Annotated in this window: 14 protein-coding genes; 8 read left to right on the top strand and 6 right to left on the bottom strand. The window is 61.6% G+C overall.

Annotation, left to right across the window (positions count from 1 at the left end; all coding sequences use genetic code 11):
• The first annotated feature begins 2 nt into the window (after window positions 1–2).
• Both GT019_RS28580 and GT019_RS28575 read left to right on the top strand, forming a co-directional pair.
• Window positions 3–635, top strand: coding sequence for a hypothetical protein (locus GT019_RS28580; protein ID WP_161746862.1), 633 nt, complete (start codon window positions 3–5; stop codon window positions 633–635).
• 68 nt (window positions 636–703) lie between these two features.
• Window positions 704–1,246 carry a GNAT family N-acetyltransferase gene (locus GT019_RS28575; RefSeq protein ID WP_161746861.1) on the top strand — a complete coding sequence of 181 codons (543 nt, stop codon included), beginning with the start codon at window positions 704–706 and terminating at the stop codon, window positions 1,244–1,246.
• A gap of 69 nt (window positions 1,247–1,315) precedes the next feature.
• On the opposite strand, the gene GT019_RS28570 is transcribed toward GT019_RS28575, so the two are convergent.
• The 4 genes from GT019_RS28570 to GT019_RS28555 all read right to left on the bottom strand — a co-directional run bounded on the left by GT019_RS28570 (window position 1,316) and on the right by GT019_RS28555 (window position 6,305).
• The gene (locus tag GT019_RS28570; RefSeq protein WP_161746860.1) at window positions 1,316–2,350 is read right to left on the bottom strand and encodes an AAA family ATPase; all 1,035 of its coding nucleotides are present in this window, start codon (window positions 2,348–2,350) and stop codon (window positions 1,316–1,318) included.
• On the bottom strand, window positions 2,347–2,991 hold the full coding sequence (gene pnuC, locus GT019_RS28565; RefSeq protein WP_161746859.1) for a nicotinamide riboside transporter PnuC: 645 nt from the start codon (window positions 2,989–2,991) through the stop codon (window positions 2,347–2,349). Before pnuC ends, GT019_RS28570 begins: the two co-directional genes overlap by 4 nt.
• A gap of 216 nt (window positions 2,992–3,207) precedes the next feature.
• Window positions 3,208–4,443 (bottom strand): aminopeptidase, encoded by a 1,236-nt coding sequence (locus GT019_RS28560; protein ID WP_161746858.1) that lies wholly within the window; start codon window positions 4,441–4,443, stop codon window positions 3,208–3,210.
• A gap of 146 nt (window positions 4,444–4,589) precedes the next feature.
• Entirely contained in the window at window positions 4,590–6,305 is a 1,716-nt protein-coding gene (locus GT019_RS28555) for an ABC transporter ATP-binding protein (protein ID WP_161746857.1), read from the bottom strand.
• 373 nt (window positions 6,306–6,678) lie between these two features.
• Between GT019_RS28555 and GT019_RS28550 the strand changes: the two genes are divergently transcribed.
• Window positions 6,679–8,580, top strand: coding sequence for a terpene cyclase/mutase family protein (locus tag GT019_RS28550; RefSeq protein ID WP_201755636.1), 1,902 nt, complete (start codon window positions 6,679–6,681; stop codon window positions 8,578–8,580).
• Between the two features lie 190 nt (window positions 8,581–8,770).
• Here the strand turns inward: GT019_RS28550 and araA are convergent, their stop codons facing one another.
• The gene (gene araA / locus GT019_RS28545; protein ID WP_161746855.1) at window positions 8,771–10,264 is read right to left on the bottom strand and encodes an L-arabinose isomerase; all 1,494 of its coding nucleotides are present in this window, start codon (window positions 10,262–10,264) and stop codon (window positions 8,771–8,773) included.
• A 373-nt stretch (window positions 10,265–10,637) separates the two neighbouring features.
• Between araA and GT019_RS28540 the strand changes: the two genes are divergently transcribed.
• Window positions 10,638–10,961 (top strand): helix-turn-helix domain-containing protein, encoded by a 324-nt coding sequence (locus GT019_RS28540; protein WP_161746854.1) that lies wholly within the window; start codon window positions 10,638–10,640, stop codon window positions 10,959–10,961.
• Here GT019_RS28540 and GT019_RS28535 read toward each other — a convergent pair.
• Window positions 10,945–13,089, bottom strand: a complete 2,145-nt coding sequence (locus GT019_RS28535) for a sensor histidine kinase (protein ID WP_161746853.1) — start codon at window positions 13,087–13,089, stop codon at window positions 10,945–10,947. The genes GT019_RS28540 and GT019_RS28535 overlap by 17 nt on opposite strands.
• A 49-nt stretch (window positions 13,090–13,138) precedes the next feature.
• On the opposite strand from GT019_RS28535, the gene GT019_RS28530 reads away from it, so the two are divergent.
• The 4 genes from GT019_RS28530 to GT019_RS28515 are packed head-to-tail and all read left to right on the top strand — an operon-like array spanning window position 13,139 to window position 16,883.
• Entirely contained in the window at window positions 13,139–13,870 is a 732-nt protein-coding gene (locus tag GT019_RS28530) for a response regulator transcription factor (protein WP_161746852.1), read from the top strand.
• Window positions 13,857–14,723: a class I SAM-dependent methyltransferase gene (locus GT019_RS28525; RefSeq protein WP_161746851.1), complete on the top strand. Its 867-nt coding sequence runs from the start codon at window positions 13,857–13,859 to the stop codon at window positions 14,721–14,723. The genes GT019_RS28530 and GT019_RS28525 overlap by 14 nt, the downstream gene beginning before the upstream one ends.
• A gap of 1 nt (window position 14,724) precedes the next feature.
• The gene (locus GT019_RS28520) at window positions 14,725–15,483 is read left to right on the top strand and encodes an RluA family pseudouridine synthase (protein WP_161746850.1); all 759 of its coding nucleotides are present in this window, start codon (window positions 14,725–14,727) and stop codon (window positions 15,481–15,483) included.
• A complete protein-coding gene (locus tag GT019_RS28515) occupies window positions 15,480–16,883 on the top strand; it encodes a CapA family protein (RefSeq protein ID WP_235949574.1) in 1,404 nt (467 codons plus the stop codon). The genes GT019_RS28520 and GT019_RS28515 overlap by 4 nt, the downstream gene beginning before the upstream one ends.
• Window positions 16,884–16,935: the final 52 nt, after the last annotated feature.

The following is a 16,935-nucleotide window of genomic DNA, read 5'->3' as shown; positions in this document are numbered from 1 at the left end:
CCATGCGCAAGCACCGCGTTGCTTTTGCCGCATCCGGGAGCATCATGAGCATTTTCTTCCTCTTTCTCGTCAACTACTTAACGACGCCGGGCGAGATTTGGTTCGTTCATCCCGCCTTCGCCCTGCTGCAATGGCCGATTTCCCTGCACTTTGCGGCAAACGGCAGGCTAAAGGCGTATTCCGCCGTCACGACGGTCATCCTCCTCCTCTATCTCGCTTACGAGAACATCGTGAGCACCCCGGATTATCCGTGGATCCTGTACGCGGGCTTCGCCGTCGTCTGGTGGCCGATCATCATGTACGCCGGCCGATTCGCCGGCACGCTCGCCATGGCGCTCGTCGGGAGCTTCTGCATCATCGTGTACTACGGCATGCTGAATTTGCTGCTCGCCCCTCATTTTCCGTGGATTATCTTCCCGGCGTACGCCGTGCTTTGGTGGCCGATGTCCATCTATTTCTCCCGCAGCCGGCAGTGGTTCACGTTCGCCTTATGCGCCTCGCTGCTCACGAGCGCGATGTTCATCGCGGTCAACGCGGTCACGTCGCCGAACGACATCTGGGCGATCTATCCCGTCTTCGCGGTGATCTGGTGGCCGCTCAGCATGTATTATTTCGTCAAGAAACCGACCGTTTGAACCCGCGCCGCGCGGGATGGTACAATAGACGTCCAAGCAAGTATCAAACCGCAAACGAGGGAACCGACATGTTGAACTACATCCTTCACAACGACCACGCCAACGCGCGCATCAGCGTCTCGCAAGCGAAACCGGGCGATGCGGGTGCCGTCATGGAGCTGCTCGTCGGCACCGCCAGATGGCTGCAGAGCACGGGTTCCAAGCAGTGGGACGCGCTGCTCACCGGCGACGACCACCACAACGTCGTCGGCCATATCGATAAAGGCGAGCTGTTCATGTTCAAAGACGGCGATGCGCTGGCCGGCATCGTGCTGCTCATGCAGGTGCCGGGCGAATGGGACCTCGGGCTGTGGGGACCGGACGGCCACGAGCCGAACGTCTACCTCCACCGGCTGGCCATCAATCGCGATTATGCCGGCCAAGGACTTGGCGCCGACATGGTGCGCTGGGCGGAGACCGGAATCTCCTTTCCCGGCAAGCATGTGATGCGTCTCGACTGCATCGCCAGCAACCCCAAGCTGAACGCCTTCTACAGCGGCCTCGGCTACGTCTACAAAGGCACCTCGCCGAGCGGGTTCTGCCTCTACGAGAAGCAGCTTTCGAGCCGCTGATCGCACACGAAACAAGCGGATGGGTCAGCCCGTCCGCTTGTTTCGTTTTGTACGCCATTCCGCGCCGCATTAAGAAGAACCAAGCCCCGCTCCCAGCCACTCCGACGGATTGCGGTATTTCCGGAATTGCCGCAGCACCGCCGTCACCTGCTCCGCGCGTTCTTCCAGCGTGCCCCGCAGCGGGACGTACGGAATCCGGCGCGCATGCAGATCCGCCGCGAATCGCTTCTGAAACGCCGCCCGGTGCACGTCGCCGGAACGATCCCAAGTATCGTCGTATGGAATGTCGTCCCCGCAGAGAAACACCAGATCGTACCGCGAAGCCGCCCGATCCGCCAATGCCGTCAAGCCGGCCGTCGCCTCCCCATGGTAATCCATGGAAAAGATCTGCGTTGTCAAGGCATTCGTGTCCACGAACAGCAGCTCGCGCGCTTCCAAGGCCATCCGATCCTCCCGCTCGACGTGTCCGACCGCGATCTCTTCCAGCTGCCGCGGCGACAAGCGCCGCTCGACCTGGTGCCGCTCCCAGTACTCGCGTCCGTACTCCGGCATCCACGCCGTATTCAGCCGTTCCGCCATGTGGGCCGCCAGCGTCGTCTTGCCGGTCGACGGCGCGCCGAGAAAGACGATTTTGGCGACCAAATCGCGATAGACGAGCGGATCCAGATACGACCGGTTCTCGTAAGGCGCCTGCCGTATCTTCGTCCCCGAGACGGGAACCCGCAGCCGCGCCGGATCGACCTGCCGATTCTCGGCGCCGAGGGCGATGCTCATGTGCTCGCCGTAGAACTCGCTGGAGTAGAAATGCGTGACGTTCCTTCCGTTCAGCAAGCCGAGGATATAGTTCTCCTGCAGCCGCTTGATCTCCGGCGTGTCGCCCATATCGCTCGGACCGTCCCATGCCTCTACGACCTGAACGCCGGGATAAAGCGAGCGGATCCAATCGGCGCGGACGTGCAGCGGAACGTCCGTCGTATCGGGACAATCGTAGATCACGACGATGACCTCGTCCGTTTCGCGGATGGCGGTTTCGATCATGAATTGATGTCCGCGGTGCAGCGGCGCGAATTTCCCGAGCGTCAAGCCCGTACGCGGTCCGTTCATGCCGTCGCCCCCTTCGATGCGCGGACGAGCTCCCGCTTCCACGACAGGTGACCCGCAATCGCGATCGCCAGGAAGATCGCGTACAGGAACGCGAGCGAGTACAATTCCTTGTAGGCGTACATCCCGATCGACAGGATGTCGACGGCGATCCAGCAAAGCCAATTCTCGAACACCTTGGACGAGAGCAGATACTGCGCGATGATGCTGAGCGTGGCGATCAGCGCGTCCGCGTACGGGATCGAAGCGTCGGTGTAGCTCGTCAGCGCGTAGCCCCATAGGAACGTGGCGACGACGAGCAGCGCCCCGAGCAGCAGCGCCTGCCGCCGCGACAGGCTGCGCGTCGGACGAACCTTCGAGGCGCCTCTGCCCGTCAGCCAGGCAATCCAGCCGTAGATGCTGAGAACGAAGAAGAACACCTGCAGCAGCATATCCGCGTAAAGCTTGGCGTCCTCGAACATGTAGAAGAAACAGGCGACGTTGACCAGCCCCACGGGCCAGGCCCAAATGTTCTCCCTCGCGGTCAGCCAGACGCTGAGCAAGCCCGTCGTCGTTGCCGCGACCTCGAGCGGCGTCGATGACGTGTAGACCGCGATCGCGATCATGAAAACGAATAATACCGGCAACACCCACACCCTGTTCATGCGCAATCCCCCGATTTGTGGCGTCATTTAAAACTATCGTTATGACAATATCAGAACGCACGCGATACGAATGATTCGATTCCTTCCGCGAATGCAAATCGCAATCGCCTTATGATATTGTCATTATGACATATTAAAATCGGATGTCAACCCCGATCACCGAAAAAAAGGCCCCCGGCCTTGTCATTCGCATGACGCCGGAGAGCCCCTCGCACCTTAAAATGCCCAGTTTCCGCCCCGGAACAACGGCTCGCTGCTGCCGTCTTCCCGGATCCCGTCAATCGCCAGATCGGGCGTACCGATCATGAAATCCACGTGCGTCAAGCTCTGGTTCAGCCCGCGCTCCCGCAGCTCCTCCTTGCTCAAGGACAACCCGCCTTCCAAGCAGAACGGAAAAGCGAAGCCGAGCGCAAGATGGCAGGCCGCGTTCTCGTCGAACAGCGTGTTGTAGAACGTCACGTTCGTGTCCGAGATCGGCGAATGAAAGGACACGAGCGCGATCTCGCCCAGGAAATGCGAGCCTTCGTCCGTCTCGATCAGTTGGCGAAGCGCTTCCTGGCCCTGTTCGGCCTCATACGAGGTAACGCGCCCATCGACGAACGTCATGGCGAAACGGTCGATCAGGTTGCCGTTGTAGCTGAGCGGCTTGCTGCTCGCGACGGTGCCGTTGACGCTCGTCCGAAGCGGCGAGGTGAACACTTCCTCCGTCGGCATGTTCGGAATGAACGCCGTGCCCTGCTTGTTCCGCGTCCCGGCGCTGACCCAGATATGCCCTTCCGGCAGGCCGATCGACACGTCCGTTCCCGATTCGTTGCGGTAACGAAGCGCCTTGTAGCGGCGCTCGTTCAGCCTGTCGGCCTTGGCGCGCAAGCCTGCGGCGTGCTCCCTCCATGTCGCGACCGGCTCGTCCGCGTCGACCCGCACGGCCGCGAAGATCGCCTCCCAGAGCGCGTTCACCCGCTCGCCGTCGGCATGATCCGGGAACACCTTGTCCGCCCAAGGCTTCGTCGGCACCGCGACGATCGACCAGGCGACCTCGTTGTTCAACATGAAATTACGGAACGGCTGCAGCGCGTTTTGCTGCGCTTTGACCGCCAGACCGATGCGAGCGGAATCGATGCCCTTCAGCAGATCGGGATCTTCCGCCGTGACCACCAGGAACGCGGCGCCCTCTTCGGCCATTTGCACGCGGCCTTGGGCATGCCAAGCGGGATAGCCGGACAACCCTTCCTCCGGCGAGAATTCAAGCCTGGCGCGGGTGACGCTTTCGTCGCTCCAATCGACGTGGACGTAAGGGGATCCGAGCTGATAGGCGCGTTTGACCGCTTCGCGCACGAATTCGGCCGCCGCTACCGGCGCGATGATGCACAGCTTCTGGCCGGGCTGCACGTTGACGCCGACCTCCACGGCCAGCGCCGCGTAACGCTCCAAGCGTTGTTGAAAGTTTTTCATAGGTACCTGGCTCCCTCGTATTCATAAAATAGCAAAACAATTATTGGGAATCGAACTCCATTATATCAGCGCGCCCGCAAGCGTTGCAAAAAGGAAGAAGACCGTTCGCGAGCGAACGGTCTTCGGGAAACGGCATGCCGGCACGCTCAGGATTGGAATTGCGCCATGTGAAGCCGGCTGTAATGGCCGCCCGCGGCCAGAAGCTCCTCGTGCTTGCCCTGCTCGGTGACCCCTTCCTCCGTGACGACGATGATGCGGTCCGCGTTCTTGATCGTCGCCAGCCGGTGCGCGATGACGAGGGTCGTGCGGCCCTGCGACAGCTCGGCGAGCGACTGCTGGATGGCGGATTCCGTCTCCGTATCCAGCGCGGACGTCGCCTCGTCCAGGATGAGGATCGGCGGATTCTTGAGGAACATCCGCGCGATGGCGACGCGCTGCTTCTGCCCGCCGGACAGCTTGACGCCGCGCTCGCCGACGATCGTATCCAGTCCGTCCGGCAAGGACTGGACGAACGCCTCCAGCTGCGCCCGCTTCACCGCGGCCCGCAGCTCCGTCTCCGAGGCGTCCATTTTGCCGTAGGCGATATTTTCCCGCAGCGTCCCCGAGAACAGGAAGACGTCCTGCTGCACGATGCCGATGCCTTTGCGCAGCGAGGCGAGCTTCATGTCGCGAACGTCCGTCCCGTCGATGGAGATGCTTCCGCCGGAGACGTCGTAGAAGCGCGGGAGCAGGCTGCACAAGGTCGTTTTGCCCGCGCCCGACGGGCCGACGAACGCGACGGTTTCCCCTGCGCGAATCGTCAGATCGATATGGCGCAGCACCTTCGCTTCTCCGCCGTAGCCGAAGCTCACGTCGCGAAACGCGATATTCCCGTGCAGCCGGTCGATGGTCGCGGCGTTCGGACGGTCCTTCACGTCAGGCTCCGTGTCCATCAGCTCGACGTAGCGCTTGAAGCCGGCGAACCCTTTCGGATAGCTCTCGATCACGGCGTTGATCTTTTCGATCGGGCCGATGAACACGTTCGCGAGCAGCAGGAAGCCGACGAATTCGCCCGAGGTCAATTCCCCGCGGATGACGAACCAGGTGCCGCAGATCATGACGAACAACGTGACGAGCCGTTTCAGCAGGTAGCTGATCGACGTGTTGGACGCCATGATTTTGTAGGAGATCAGCTTCGTGAGGCGGAACCGCAGATTGTTCTCGTTGAACAGAATCTTCTCGAACGCCTCGTTCCCGAACGCTTGCACGACGCGCATGCCGCCGACGTTGTCCTCGACGCGCGCGTTGAAGTCGGCGATATCCGAGAACAGCCGGTGAAAGGCCTTCGTCATCTTGGCGCTGAAGTAGATCGCCAGCCAGATCATGACCGGCACGACGACGAACGTCAGCAGCGCGAGCTTCCAGTTGATCAGGAGCATCAGCGCGAAGGCGCCGATCAAGGTCATGACCGCGATGAACAGATCCTCCGGCCCGTGATGCGCCATTTCGCCGATTTCCATCAAGTCGTTGGTCAGCCGGGCGATCAGGTGTCCCGTCTTCGTATTGTCGAAGAAGCGGAAGCTGAGCTTCTGGATATGGTCGAACAGCTTGCGGCGCATGTCCGTTTCGATATTGATGCCCAGCATATGGCCCCAGTACGTCACGACGTAATTCAGGAAGGCGTTCAGCATGTAGATGAACAGCAGGCCCGCGCAGGCCCAGGCGATCAAGCTCCAATCCTTGCCCGGCAGCAGCTTGTCGATGAATTGATTGACCGCCACGGGAAAGCCGAGCTCCAGAAAGCCGGCCAAGATGGCGCTGAAAAAATCGAGGTAAAACAGCTTCTTGTACGGTTTGTAGTATGCGATGAATCGAGACAACATCGAACCTTTCCTCCTCCGTCATGCGGGCGCGGCAATTGAATGAACGGGATATCGCGTCGGCAGCCGCGGACGCGGCACGCTTTTCCAGCAATGAGAATCATTTTCATAATAAAGAGTTCGGCGCGACTTGTCCATCCTTTCGGCTGCGTCGCATGCAAGTTTCGCGCGGTTGCAAACGCGCACCGCGACTTTCGCGCGAAGCATCATGAACCGGGTCGCGTCCGTCATAAACTTACGTATATATCCGGTCCGGCGCGATGCAGCCAACCACGGCTGCAAGAATCGCCGCCTCCGGAGCTCCCAGCCGCGCCGCGCGAATAACCGCGCATCCGCGTCGCCCGGACTCCGGGACCGGAAGAACGAGGTGAACGTCATGCTTCAGCGCATTCAAACCGGGATCGACCGGCTCGTCGGCCGGCTGCTGCGAGGGCAATCCGCGGACGGAAGCTGGCGGATGGGCTTCATCGAATCCGGCACGTCCCTGGACGCGGCGTCGATCCTCCAGCTGCAGAGCGCGGGGATCCGCAGGCCGCGACTCGTCAAGGAACTGACGGAACGGATGGTCGCCAAACAATCCGCGGACGGCGCCTGGCGCGTCTACCCCGACGAAGCGAACGGCAATGCGTCCGCGACCGCGGAATGCTATTACGCGCTGCAATACGCGGGGCTCTCGCCGGACGAACCGTTCATGCTGAGGGCAAGGGAGGCCTTCGCGGAGCTCGGCGGCTTGCCGCGCATCAACAGCCTCCTGACCAAATTCCAGCTCGCGCTGATCGGCCGTTATCCGTGGCCACGCTGGTTTCCGGTGCCGCTGGCCATCCTGCTGCTTCCGTCGTCGTCTCCCATTCATTTCTATCAATTCTCGGGCTACGCCCGCGTTCATATGGCGCCGATGCTGCTGCTTGCCGACCGCAAGCCGATCCGCAGGCTGCCGCATATCCGGCCATTGACGGAGCTAACCCGCGGCGGCGGCGAATGGAAGGAGCTGCAGCTTGGCTGGAACGATCATTTCCTCGGCGGCCCTGCCCCTGAAGCGCCGGATACCCGCCGCCGTAAAGCCCCGTGGAATCTGACGGGCAAGCTTCGCGAGCGCGCAGCCTTGCGCGCCGAACGGTTCATCCTGGACCGGCTCGAATCGGACGGCACCCTCTACAGCTACTCCAGCGCCACGCTGCTCATGCTGCATGCCCTGCGCACGGTCGGGTATTCCGTCACCCATCCCGTCATGGAGAACGCGGTGCGCGGCCTCGAGTCGCTGCTCTTCGCGGACGCGCACTGCGGGTCGCGGCTATCCATGCAGGTCACGACGGCGTCGGTATGGGATTCCGCCCTTGTCAGCCATGCTTTGCAGGATGCCGGCCTGCCTGCCGTTCATCCCGCCGTCGCGAAGGCGGGACGTTATCTGCTGGAACGCCAGCATCGCAAGCTCGGCGATTGGAAGCGCAACGTGAACAACCCCATGGCCGGCGGATGGGGGTTCTCGGATATTAATACGATCAATCCCGATCTCGACGATACGACCGCCTCGCTGCGCGCCGTGCGGGGGCTTCCCCTCCCCGAAGCCCGCGATGCGGCCGACCGCGGACTTCAGTGGATCCTCGGCATGCAGAACCGCGACGGCGGATGGGGCGCGTTCGAACGCAACGTCGACAGCCGGCTCATCCGTTGGGTGCCGCTCGACGGGGCCGAGGATGCCGCCACCGACCCCTCTACGCCGGACTTGACCGGCCGGACGCTGGAGTACCTCGGCCGCAGCGCGGGCTTGACGTCCCGGCTCGCCTATGTCCGCCGCGCAGCGGATTGGCTGTACGCGCATCAGGAAAAAGACGGCTCCTGGTACGGACGCTGGGGCGTGTGCTACATCTACGGCACGTGGGCCGCCTTGACCGGCTTGGCCGCGGCGCGGGAACCGGCCGAGCATCCGCGGATCCGCAAAGCCGTGGACTGGCTGCTCTCCGTGCAGCAGCCGGACGGCGGCTTCGGCGAATCCTGCGCCAGCGACGCGGAGAAACGATACGTGCCGCTCCGCCACGGCACGCTCTCGCAGACCGCGTGGGCGCTCGACGCGCTCGTCGCGGTTCACGATTTGCCGCTGCCCGCGATGGAACGGGCCTGCGATTACCTGCTCCGGCATGCGCAGGACGGCGGACCCGCGGCCGATTATCCGACCGGCGCGGGACTGCCCGGCTGCCTGTACACGCGGTACGACAGCTATTCGCTCGTCTGGCCGCTGATCGCGCTCGCCCACTACCGCGACAAATACGGCAGCGGCTAATCCGCACGGCTGCGGCTTGGCCGGCGGCGCCAGGCAAAAAAAAAGAAGACCCCCTTGCCGGCTGCTCGCCGCCAAGGTAAGTCTCCGTCCATGTAATAGGCCAGGGCAAAACTTCATCTCCTACGCGTACGCATCCTCGAATCGTTATCCTGCTTCGAAGGTAATTCCGCCCGATATCGGCGGCCGTCGATCATTGGCGCATGCGCCAGTACATCTCGTTCAGGCGCAGCTCGCTCCGGAACGCGTAAGGGTTCGTCGCGTTGTCGATGACGACGCATTCGATGCCCGTCATTTCCGCCCAGTCAAGCAGCTGCTCGGCCGTCACCTCGTAGGAGAAAACGGTATGGTGGGCGCCGCCTGCGCGGATCCATGCCTCGGCCGATTCATTCAGCGACGGCTGCGGCTTCCACAGCACGCGCGCCACCGGAAGCTTCGGCATGTCGTGCGGAACGTCGACCGCGTCGACGACGTTCACGATGAGACGGAAGCGATTGCCGAGATCGATCAAGCAGGCGTTGACGGCTTGGCCGCTGCGGCCGTTGAAGATCATGCGCGCCGGATCCGCCTTGCCGCCGATGCCGAGCGGATGCACTTCGAGGCGCGGGCGGTCGCCCGCGATCGTCGGGCAGACCTCGAGCATATGCGCGCCGAGCACCATCTCGCGGCCGGGCTCGAAGTGGTAGGTGTAGTCTTCCATGAAGGACGTGCCTTTGTTGCCGGCGATCATCTTCATGACCCGGGTCAACGCGGCGGTCTTCCAGTCGCCCTCCCCGCCGAAGCCGTAGCCCGCTTCCATCAGCCGCTGCACGGCAAGCCCGGGCAGCTGCTTCATGCCGTGCAAATCCTCGAACGTGGTCGTGAACGCCGTGAATCCGCCCTCCTCGAGGAACGCCCGCATGCCAAGCTCGATCCGGCCCTGCTCGCGGATCGCCTGCCATTTGGCGGCGTCGTTCCGCGTAGCCGGCGCGATGTCGTAGCGCGATTCGTACTCGTCCATCAGCGCGTCCAGCTGTTCGTCCGTCACCTTCGACGCGTATTCCGCCAGATCCCCGATGCCGTATCCGTTGATCGCCCAGCCGAACTTCACCTGCGCCTCCACTTTATCGCCTTCGGTGACCGCGACCTGGCGCATGTTGTCGCCGAAGCGGGCCACTTTCAACGAGCGGCTCTCGGTAAACGCGGCCGCGGTGCGCATCCAGCCGGAGATCCGGGCGCGAACGGCGGCGTCTTCCCAATAGCCGACGACGATTTTGCGGGCGATGCCCATGCGGGCGCCGATGAAGCCGAACTCGCGGTCGCCGTGCGCGGATTGGTTCAGGTTCATGAAATCCATGTCGATGGCGTCCCACGGAATGTCGCGGTTGAACTGCGTATGGAGATGCAGCAGCGGTTTGCGGAGCTCGGACAAGCCCGCGATCCACATTTTGGCCGGAGAAAACGTATGCATCCACGCGATGATCCCCGCGCAGCTCTCGTCTGCGTTGGCGGCGGCGCACAGCTTGCGGATTTCTTCCGGCGTCGTCACGACGGGCTTGAACGCCACTTCGTGCGACACGGATTCGTCGCGGTCCAGACCCTCGGCGATGATGCGGGAATGATCGGCGACCTCCAGAAGCGTCTCGGGTCCGTATAGATGCTGGCTGCCGGTCACGAACCAAAATTGATAAGGTTTTGCGCTCAACATGTCATTATTCCTCCTTCATCGATTCCAAGCGTCCATCCACTTGTACGCACATGATTGGAAGATATCGGCTCAACTTATGCAGGTATCCGCGAACTTTCCCCTCAGTCCTGCAGGCAATGCAATAAGGACGCCGCCTCAACTTGTACGTACAACTAAAACTTCCTTCATTGTACGATGACAGGGCTTTCATTTCAACCTTTATTTCGGCCTCCGCGCCGTTCTCCGAACGTTAGAAAATTATAATATCCCTTATAGTTTCTACAATTCCCTTGACATTGATACACTTTGTATCATAAATTACTAATAGAACGGCCAGAAGGATACCTTCTGTACTAGTACTAGATGGCTAGATTGACGTAAGGAGCTATAAACGATGACGATGGGAGATCGATTAAGGGAACTGAGGCTGCGAAAAAACATTTCTCAAGAAGAAGTCGCCAGGCAGATCGGCATCACCCGGTCCGCGTACAGTCATTACGAAATCAACAACCGCCAGCCTGTCTATGAAACCTTGAAAAAACTGGCGGTGCTGTTCAATGTTTCGCTGGATTATATCATCGGCGGAGAGCCCGCCAAGCCGGATACGCCGGTGACTCCCGAAGCGATCGAAATTATCCGCATTCTCAACGGGATGGATCAGGAACGGCGCAAGCAGTCCATCGACCGGATGATGGCCGTTCTCAAACAGGCCGATTGAGCTCCTTGACGGTGCACGGCAGCATGAACCAGATCATGGTGCCTTTGTCCAGCGCGCTGACCGCTCCGATCGTGCCTCCGTGCGCCTCCACGATTTCTTTCGCGATCGCGAGTCCGAGACCGCTTCCGCCGTCGGCGGAGTTGCGCGAGGCCTCGATCTTGTAGAACCGGTCGAAGATAAACGGCAGGTGCTCCTCCTCGATCCCGGTCCCCGTATCGCTCACGGTGACGATCACGCGGTTCGTCGACGCTTCGAAGAAAAACGAAAGCGTTATCTCTCCGCCTCTCGGCGTATGCTTGATGGCATTGTAGATGATGTTCGCCATGACTTGATCCATGCGGGACAGATCCAGGTTCAGCCGGATGCGGTTCTGCTGCTCGATCCCATGGGAATGCCCTTCCGCGGGCACGTTTTCACTGAGGTAATCGCAGCTGAACCGCAGCCCGCTGCTGATCACGTCGATCTCGTAGAGGTCGTGCAGCTGCCGGATCCACTGTCCGAGCGCCACCTCGGCAAAATCAAACCGCGCTTGACCCGCCTCCAGCTTCGTCAGTTCGAACAAATCCCGTATCAGCCGATTCAAGCCCCCGACCTTCCCGAGCATCATGCGTATGTAGCGCTGCCGCTGTTCCTCCGATTGGACGAGGCCATCCTGAAATGCTTCCAAATACCCCTGCAGCAGCGTAATCGGCGTGCGCAGGTCATGCGAGATATTCGTCATGAGCTGGCGCCTCGACGTCTCCGAGCGCTGCAAGTCGCGGTTCGTCTGCGCCAGCGACTCGTTCACTTCGCTCAGCGCCACCGTGCGCTCCTCGATCCGCTCTTCCAGATGGACGTTCAACTCCCGGAGCTCGTTCGATACGTGCTCGATTTGATATAGGGCGCTCGAGAACCGTTTGGATATAATGAAGGACTGCATGAGCATGAAGAAAAACAACCCCAACGGCACGAGCTGCGCGTAGACGAGCCATTCGTTGTAGAACAGCATGTCGTTCAGCACGGTGACGACGAACACGGCGACGCCCGCAAGCACGAACGTGGAGCCGATCCGTTTGCGGATCTTGGCCGTGATCAGCACGATGAGGGTGAACGCGCTGACCGCGATGACATACAGTTGGAAGACCGAGAGCAGTCGCGAATAGACGATGGCCGGGCATACGAGCACGAAGACGCAGAGCGCGACGCCGATGCCGATGACGTACCGGATGACTTTCTTCGACGCGTCCATCGGAAACAGCCGGTATACGTACAGATAGCCGGAGACGGCGCTGAGCGCGAAGGAGATGTATTCGATCTTCAGCCCGCCCTCCCACGGAATCGGAAACAGCTGCAGCAGGTAGTTATCGCCCGTGACGCTCGACCTGGCGGCCACGAACAGGCACAGCAGGCCGAAATGGATCGTGAACTTCTCCTGCCTGCGAAACGCGTAAAGCCCGATGTGATAGACGCCGATGATGACGAGGCTGCCGAGGATCAGCATTTCCTTGGCCGTCGTTTTCATCTGCCCGTCGACGACCGTATCGCTGTTGCCGAGCAGGATGGGTACCCAGATGCCCCCCTTCCGGTGCTGGAAATTGGATACCTGGATCAAGATCTCGACCCGGTCCGAATCGGATGCGAAGGAAACGATGCGCGGATACTGCTGCGGCACCGACGTGGCCCGGCTTGTCCCCACTTGGCCCTGGCGCGCCATCTCTTTGCCGTTGATCCACAGCGTATAGCTGCTGAAGATGTTCGGCACGCGCAGCGCGAGCACGCGTTCCCGGGGCGTCAACAGCGCCGTCAGCTTGTAGGTGGCGTAGCCTTCCCCTTTCTGCATGCCGAATTTGCCCTTGTAACTGTTCCAGGATCTTGGCACCATCACATGGCGCAAATCCTGCTGCAGCTGCGGGTCGCCCGGGACGAGCAGCTGGCCGCCGTAGAAGGACCATTGTCCCGACAGTTCGGCCTGCCCGTCGGTCTCGAAGGACCAGTGCCTCAGGTCGATGACGCCGTCCTGGGCCGTCGGATTGCTGCCGCCGGTCTGAACCGCGCAGCCGGAAAGAAAGAGAATAAGGAAGATCACGAGCATGAATGGCGCGAATAAGCGGCGAATGGCTGAACCCTCCTGAAAACGTGGATTGCCCACCCCTCCCCACATTCGCTATAATAGTTCGAGGAAGAGGGGGAGCTGGAAAATGTCTGGGAGCAAAATATTGGTCGTCGATGATGAAGCGGATATTACCGAGCTGATTTCCTTGTATATGGAGCGCGAAGGCTACCTCGTGCAAACGACGGACAACGGCGAGGACGCCTTGGCGTTCGCCGATTCGTTTCAGCCGGATTTGATCGTGTTGGACGTGCAGATGAAGCAGATGGACGGATTCGACGTCTGCAAGCAAATTCGCGCGGTATCGGACGTCCCGATCCTGTTTGTCAGCTGCAAAAGCGACGATACTGACATTATACATGGTCTGACCGTGGGCGGCGACGATTACATGACGAAACCGTTCAGTCCGAGCCAATTGGTCGCGCGCGTCAAGGCGCATCTGCGCCGTCAGTCCGTCAACGACCGGCAGCGCCCGTACGACAGGGCCGCGGGCGAAGTGCTCCGCTTCGACGGGCTCGTCATCGATTTGCCCGGACGCACCGTTCACGTCAGGGGCAAGGAAGTGTTCCTGTCGACCAAAGAGTTCGAGCTGCTCGTCCGCCTGGCGAAGACGCCGAACCGCGCATTCGCCTTGGATGACCTGTACACGATCGTCTGGGGTCACGACAGCATGGGCGATACGCGGACGCTCATGGTGCACGTCAGCAATCTCCGCAAGAAGATCGAGCCCGATCCCGCCAATCCGACCTACATCGTGACGGTCCGCGGCGTAGGCTATAAATTCAACATCAAGGAAGGAAACACGCATGTACAACGCTGATTTATGGAAAGATTACGAATTGCTCGACACCGGAAACGGTGAAAAACTGGAACGTTGGGGGTCCTTCGTGCTCCGCAGGCCAGATCCGCAGGTCATCTGGCCGATCGCGAGCGAGACCGGCCGCTGGAAGACGGCCGACGGCCACTATCACCGCAGCTCCTCGGGCGGCGGCGAATGGGAGTTCCGCACGAAGATGCCGGATCGCTGGTCGATCTCCTACGGCGAGCTGAAATTCCATATCAAGCCGACCAGCTTCAAGCACACCGGCTTGTTCCCGGAACAGGCGGTCAATTGGACGTGGATGATGGACAAGATCCGCAATGCCGGCCGGCCGATCAACGTGCTCAACCTATTCGCCTACACGGGCGGCGCGACGGTCGCCGCCGCGGCCACCGGCGCCGAGGTCTGCCACGTCGACGCCTCCAAGGGCATGGTGCAGTGGGCGAAGGAAAACGCCGAGCTGTCCGGGCTCGCCTCCGCCCCGGTCCGCTATATCACGGACGACGTGTTCAAATTCGTGCAGCGGGAGGAACGCCGCGGCAAACGGTACGACGCGATCATCATGGATCCGCCTTCCTACGGCCGCGGCCCGAACGGCGAGATGTGGAAGCTCGAGCAAAACCTGTTTCCGTTCCTGGAATTCTGCACGACGATTCTCTCCGAGAACCCGCTGTTCGTGCTGGTGAACTCGTACACGACGGGACTGTCGCCGACCGTGCTCCACAACATGCTGCAAATGACGGTCAGCCGCAAATTCAAGGGCAGCATCCACTGCGGGGAAATCGGGATTCCGATCACCGCGTCGGGCTTGACGCTGCCCTGCGGCATACTGGGCCGCTGGGAGGGCCAGTAGGATGAGCGGCGCCGGCAGGCCCGCTCCTGCTCCGCTGCTGCCCGTGCTGTACGAGGATAACCATCTGCTCGCCGTCGTGAAGCCGCCGGGCATGCTGTCCCAGGCCGACGAGACGGGCGAGCCCGACATGGTGACGCTCCTCAAGGAAGATTTGAAGATGCGTTACGACAAGCCCGGCAACGTCTATGTCGGGCTTGTCCATCGTTTGGACCGTCCCGTCGGCGGCGCGATGCTCTTCGCCAAAACGTCGAAGGCGGCCTCACGGCTCTCGGAGTCCGTGCGCAGCCGCAGCTTTGACAAATTATACCTCGCCGTCGCGCACGGCGCTCCAGCGGCCCTTTCCGGCCGTCTGAAGCATTACCTGCGCAAGGATGCCGCGCGCAATGTCGTGACCGTTCACGACAAACCGGTGCCGGACGCCAAGGAAGCGATCCTCGATTACACGGTGATCGCCCGCAAAGGCCCGTACGCATTGATCGCGGTCCGGCTGCTGACCGGTAGATCGCACCAGATCCGGGCGCAGCTGGCGGCCGTCGGCTGCCCGCTCGTCTACGACCGCAAATACGGCGCGCCTCCCGTGCAAGGGGAACAGGATATCGCCTTATGGTCGACGTCCGTCGGCGTCGCGCATCCCGTCTCGAAAGAATGGCTGACGATCGTCGCGCAGCCGCCCGCAGCCGAGCCTTGGACCCGTTTCGAGGAGGAGGATTTCGCCGCAGCGCTGGCCTTGCCGGGACGCGAAGGGAGGGAATCCCGATGAAACGCCGCCGGCATCATCGCCTCAACTTGATCCTCCTCGGCTTGATCGCCCTCGTGCTGATCGGCAGCTGCATGTCGCGGATCGAGCTCGATCCCGGGAAGCCCGAACCGTCCGCAGACACGGGCAAACCGCCGGTTCAAACGGAGGGCGGCCAGCCTGGCGCTGACGCGCATCCGTCCGAACCCGCATCGCCCGGCGGCGATCAAACGCCCGCGGGCGACTCGCCTTCGGATGCCGATCAAACGAAGGGCGGCGGGAACGCCGACGGCCAGCAAACCGGGGACCAGCCGAGCGAGGGCCACGACGAAGGCGGTTCGCCCCCTCCGCCGGCCGACGAAGGCCCGTCCGACGCGACGCTGATCGCCGTCGGCGACGTGATGATGCACGCGCCGCAGCTTCCCGGCGCCTACGACGCGCGCACGAAGACGTACAATTTCAAGCCCTTCTTCGCGCAAGTCAAACCGATTCTCGAGCAGGGCGACTGGACGCTCGCCAACCTGGAGACGCCGATCGCCGGCAAGCCGCTCGGATTGTCCGGCTATCCCCGCTTCAATGCGCCGCCCGAGCTGGCGGACGCGCTGAAATACGCGGGCTTCACGACGGTGACCAACGCCAATAACCATGCCATGGACCGCGGCGCCCAGGGCATCGCCATGACGCTTGCGAAGCTGCAGGCGCTCGGATTCGATACGAAGGGCACCGCGCGTTCCAAGGCGGAAGCGGACAAGCTGACGATCGTGACGCATAACGGAATCTCCATGGGTCTGCTGGCGTACACGTACGGCACAAACGGCATCCCGCTCCCGAAGGAGCAGCCGTATGCCGTCTCCCTGATCGACGAGCAGGCGATGATTCGGGATATCGGCCGGCTGAAGGCGGCAGGCGCGGATTTCGTTACGGTGTGCCTGCATTTCGGCACGGAGTACCAGACGATGCCGAACGACGCCCAGAAGCAGCTGGCGCGCGCGCTCGTCGCGGCCGGGGCCGATATCATCGCCGGCTCCCACCCCCATGTCGTGCAGCCTTACGAGTTCGCTGAGGTAACCAATCCGGACGGCTCCGTCAGAAAAGGCCTTATCATTTATTCCATGGGCAATTTTATTTCCAACCAACGCGGGAACACCAAGGATTACGGCGTGATCTACAAGGTGCGGATCCATAAGGAACACGGCCTGGCGACCATCGGCGGCGTCGCGACGATTCCGACATGGGTGCATCGCACGACCGTCAAAGGCGTCAGCCGCTATGCGGTCGTTCCGGTCGCGGACGTGTTGGCCGCCAAATCGCTGCCTGATCTGACGGCCGCCGATTACGCGACGCTGAAGAGCACCTATGCGCAGGTATCGAAGCGGATCGCGTCGATGCACAGCGTGCCGGTGCAGCTGCAGGCCGCCCCGTAACGGCAAATAACCGTCCAACCTTCATTCCGGGTTGGACGGTTTTTTTGTCGGG

This window comes from Paenibacillus glycinis (assembly GCF_009909185.1).
Lineage (GTDB): Bacteria > Bacillota > Bacilli > Paenibacillales > Paenibacillaceae > Paenibacillus_Z > Paenibacillus_Z glycinis.
Note: the sequence above shows the minus strand (reverse complement) of the source record. Positions and strands in the feature narration are given on the sequence as shown.

Bases quoted from the DNA above. Each gene is read 5' to 3' on its own strand.
- GT019_RS28580 (WP_161746862.1), top strand. From the start codon at position 3: ATGCGCAAGCACCGCGTTGCTTTTGCCGCATCCGGGAGCATCATGAGC.
- GT019_RS28575 (WP_161746861.1), top strand. From the start codon at position 704: ATGTTGAACTACATCCTTCACAACGACCACGCCAACGCGCGCATCAGC.
- GT019_RS28570 (WP_161746860.1), bottom strand. From the start codon at position 2,350: ATGAACGGACCGCGTACGGGCTTGACGCTCGGGAAATTCGCGCCGCTG.
- pnuC (WP_161746859.1), bottom strand. From the start codon at position 2,991: ATGAACAGGGTGTGGGTGTTGCCGGTATTATTCGTTTTCATGATCGCG.
- GT019_RS28560 (WP_161746858.1), bottom strand. From the start codon at position 4,443: ATGAAAAACTTTCAACAACGCTTGGAGCGTTACGCGGCGCTGGCCGTG.
- GT019_RS28555 (WP_161746857.1), bottom strand. From the start codon at position 6,305: ATGTTGTCTCGATTCATCGCATACTACAAACCGTACAAGAAGCTGTTT.
- GT019_RS28550 (WP_201755636.1), top strand. From the start codon at position 6,679: ATGCTTCAGCGCATTCAAACCGGGATCGACCGGCTCGTCGGCCGGCTG.
- araA (WP_161746855.1), bottom strand. From the start codon at position 10,264: ATGTTGAGCGCAAAACCTTATCAATTTTGGTTCGTGACCGGCAGCCAG.
- GT019_RS28540 (WP_161746854.1), top strand. From the start codon at position 10,638: ATGACGATGGGAGATCGATTAAGGGAACTGAGGCTGCGAAAAAACATT.
- GT019_RS28530 (WP_161746852.1), top strand. From the start codon at position 13,139: ATGTCTGGGAGCAAAATATTGGTCGTCGATGATGAAGCGGATATTACC.
- GT019_RS28525 (WP_161746851.1), top strand. From the start codon at position 13,857: ATGTACAACGCTGATTTATGGAAAGATTACGAATTGCTCGACACCGGA.
- GT019_RS28520 (WP_161746850.1), top strand. From the start codon at position 14,725: ATGAGCGGCGCCGGCAGGCCCGCTCCTGCTCCGCTGCTGCCCGTGCTG.
- GT019_RS28515 (WP_235949574.1), top strand. From the start codon at position 15,480: ATGAAACGCCGCCGGCATCATCGCCTCAACTTGATCCTCCTCGGCTTG.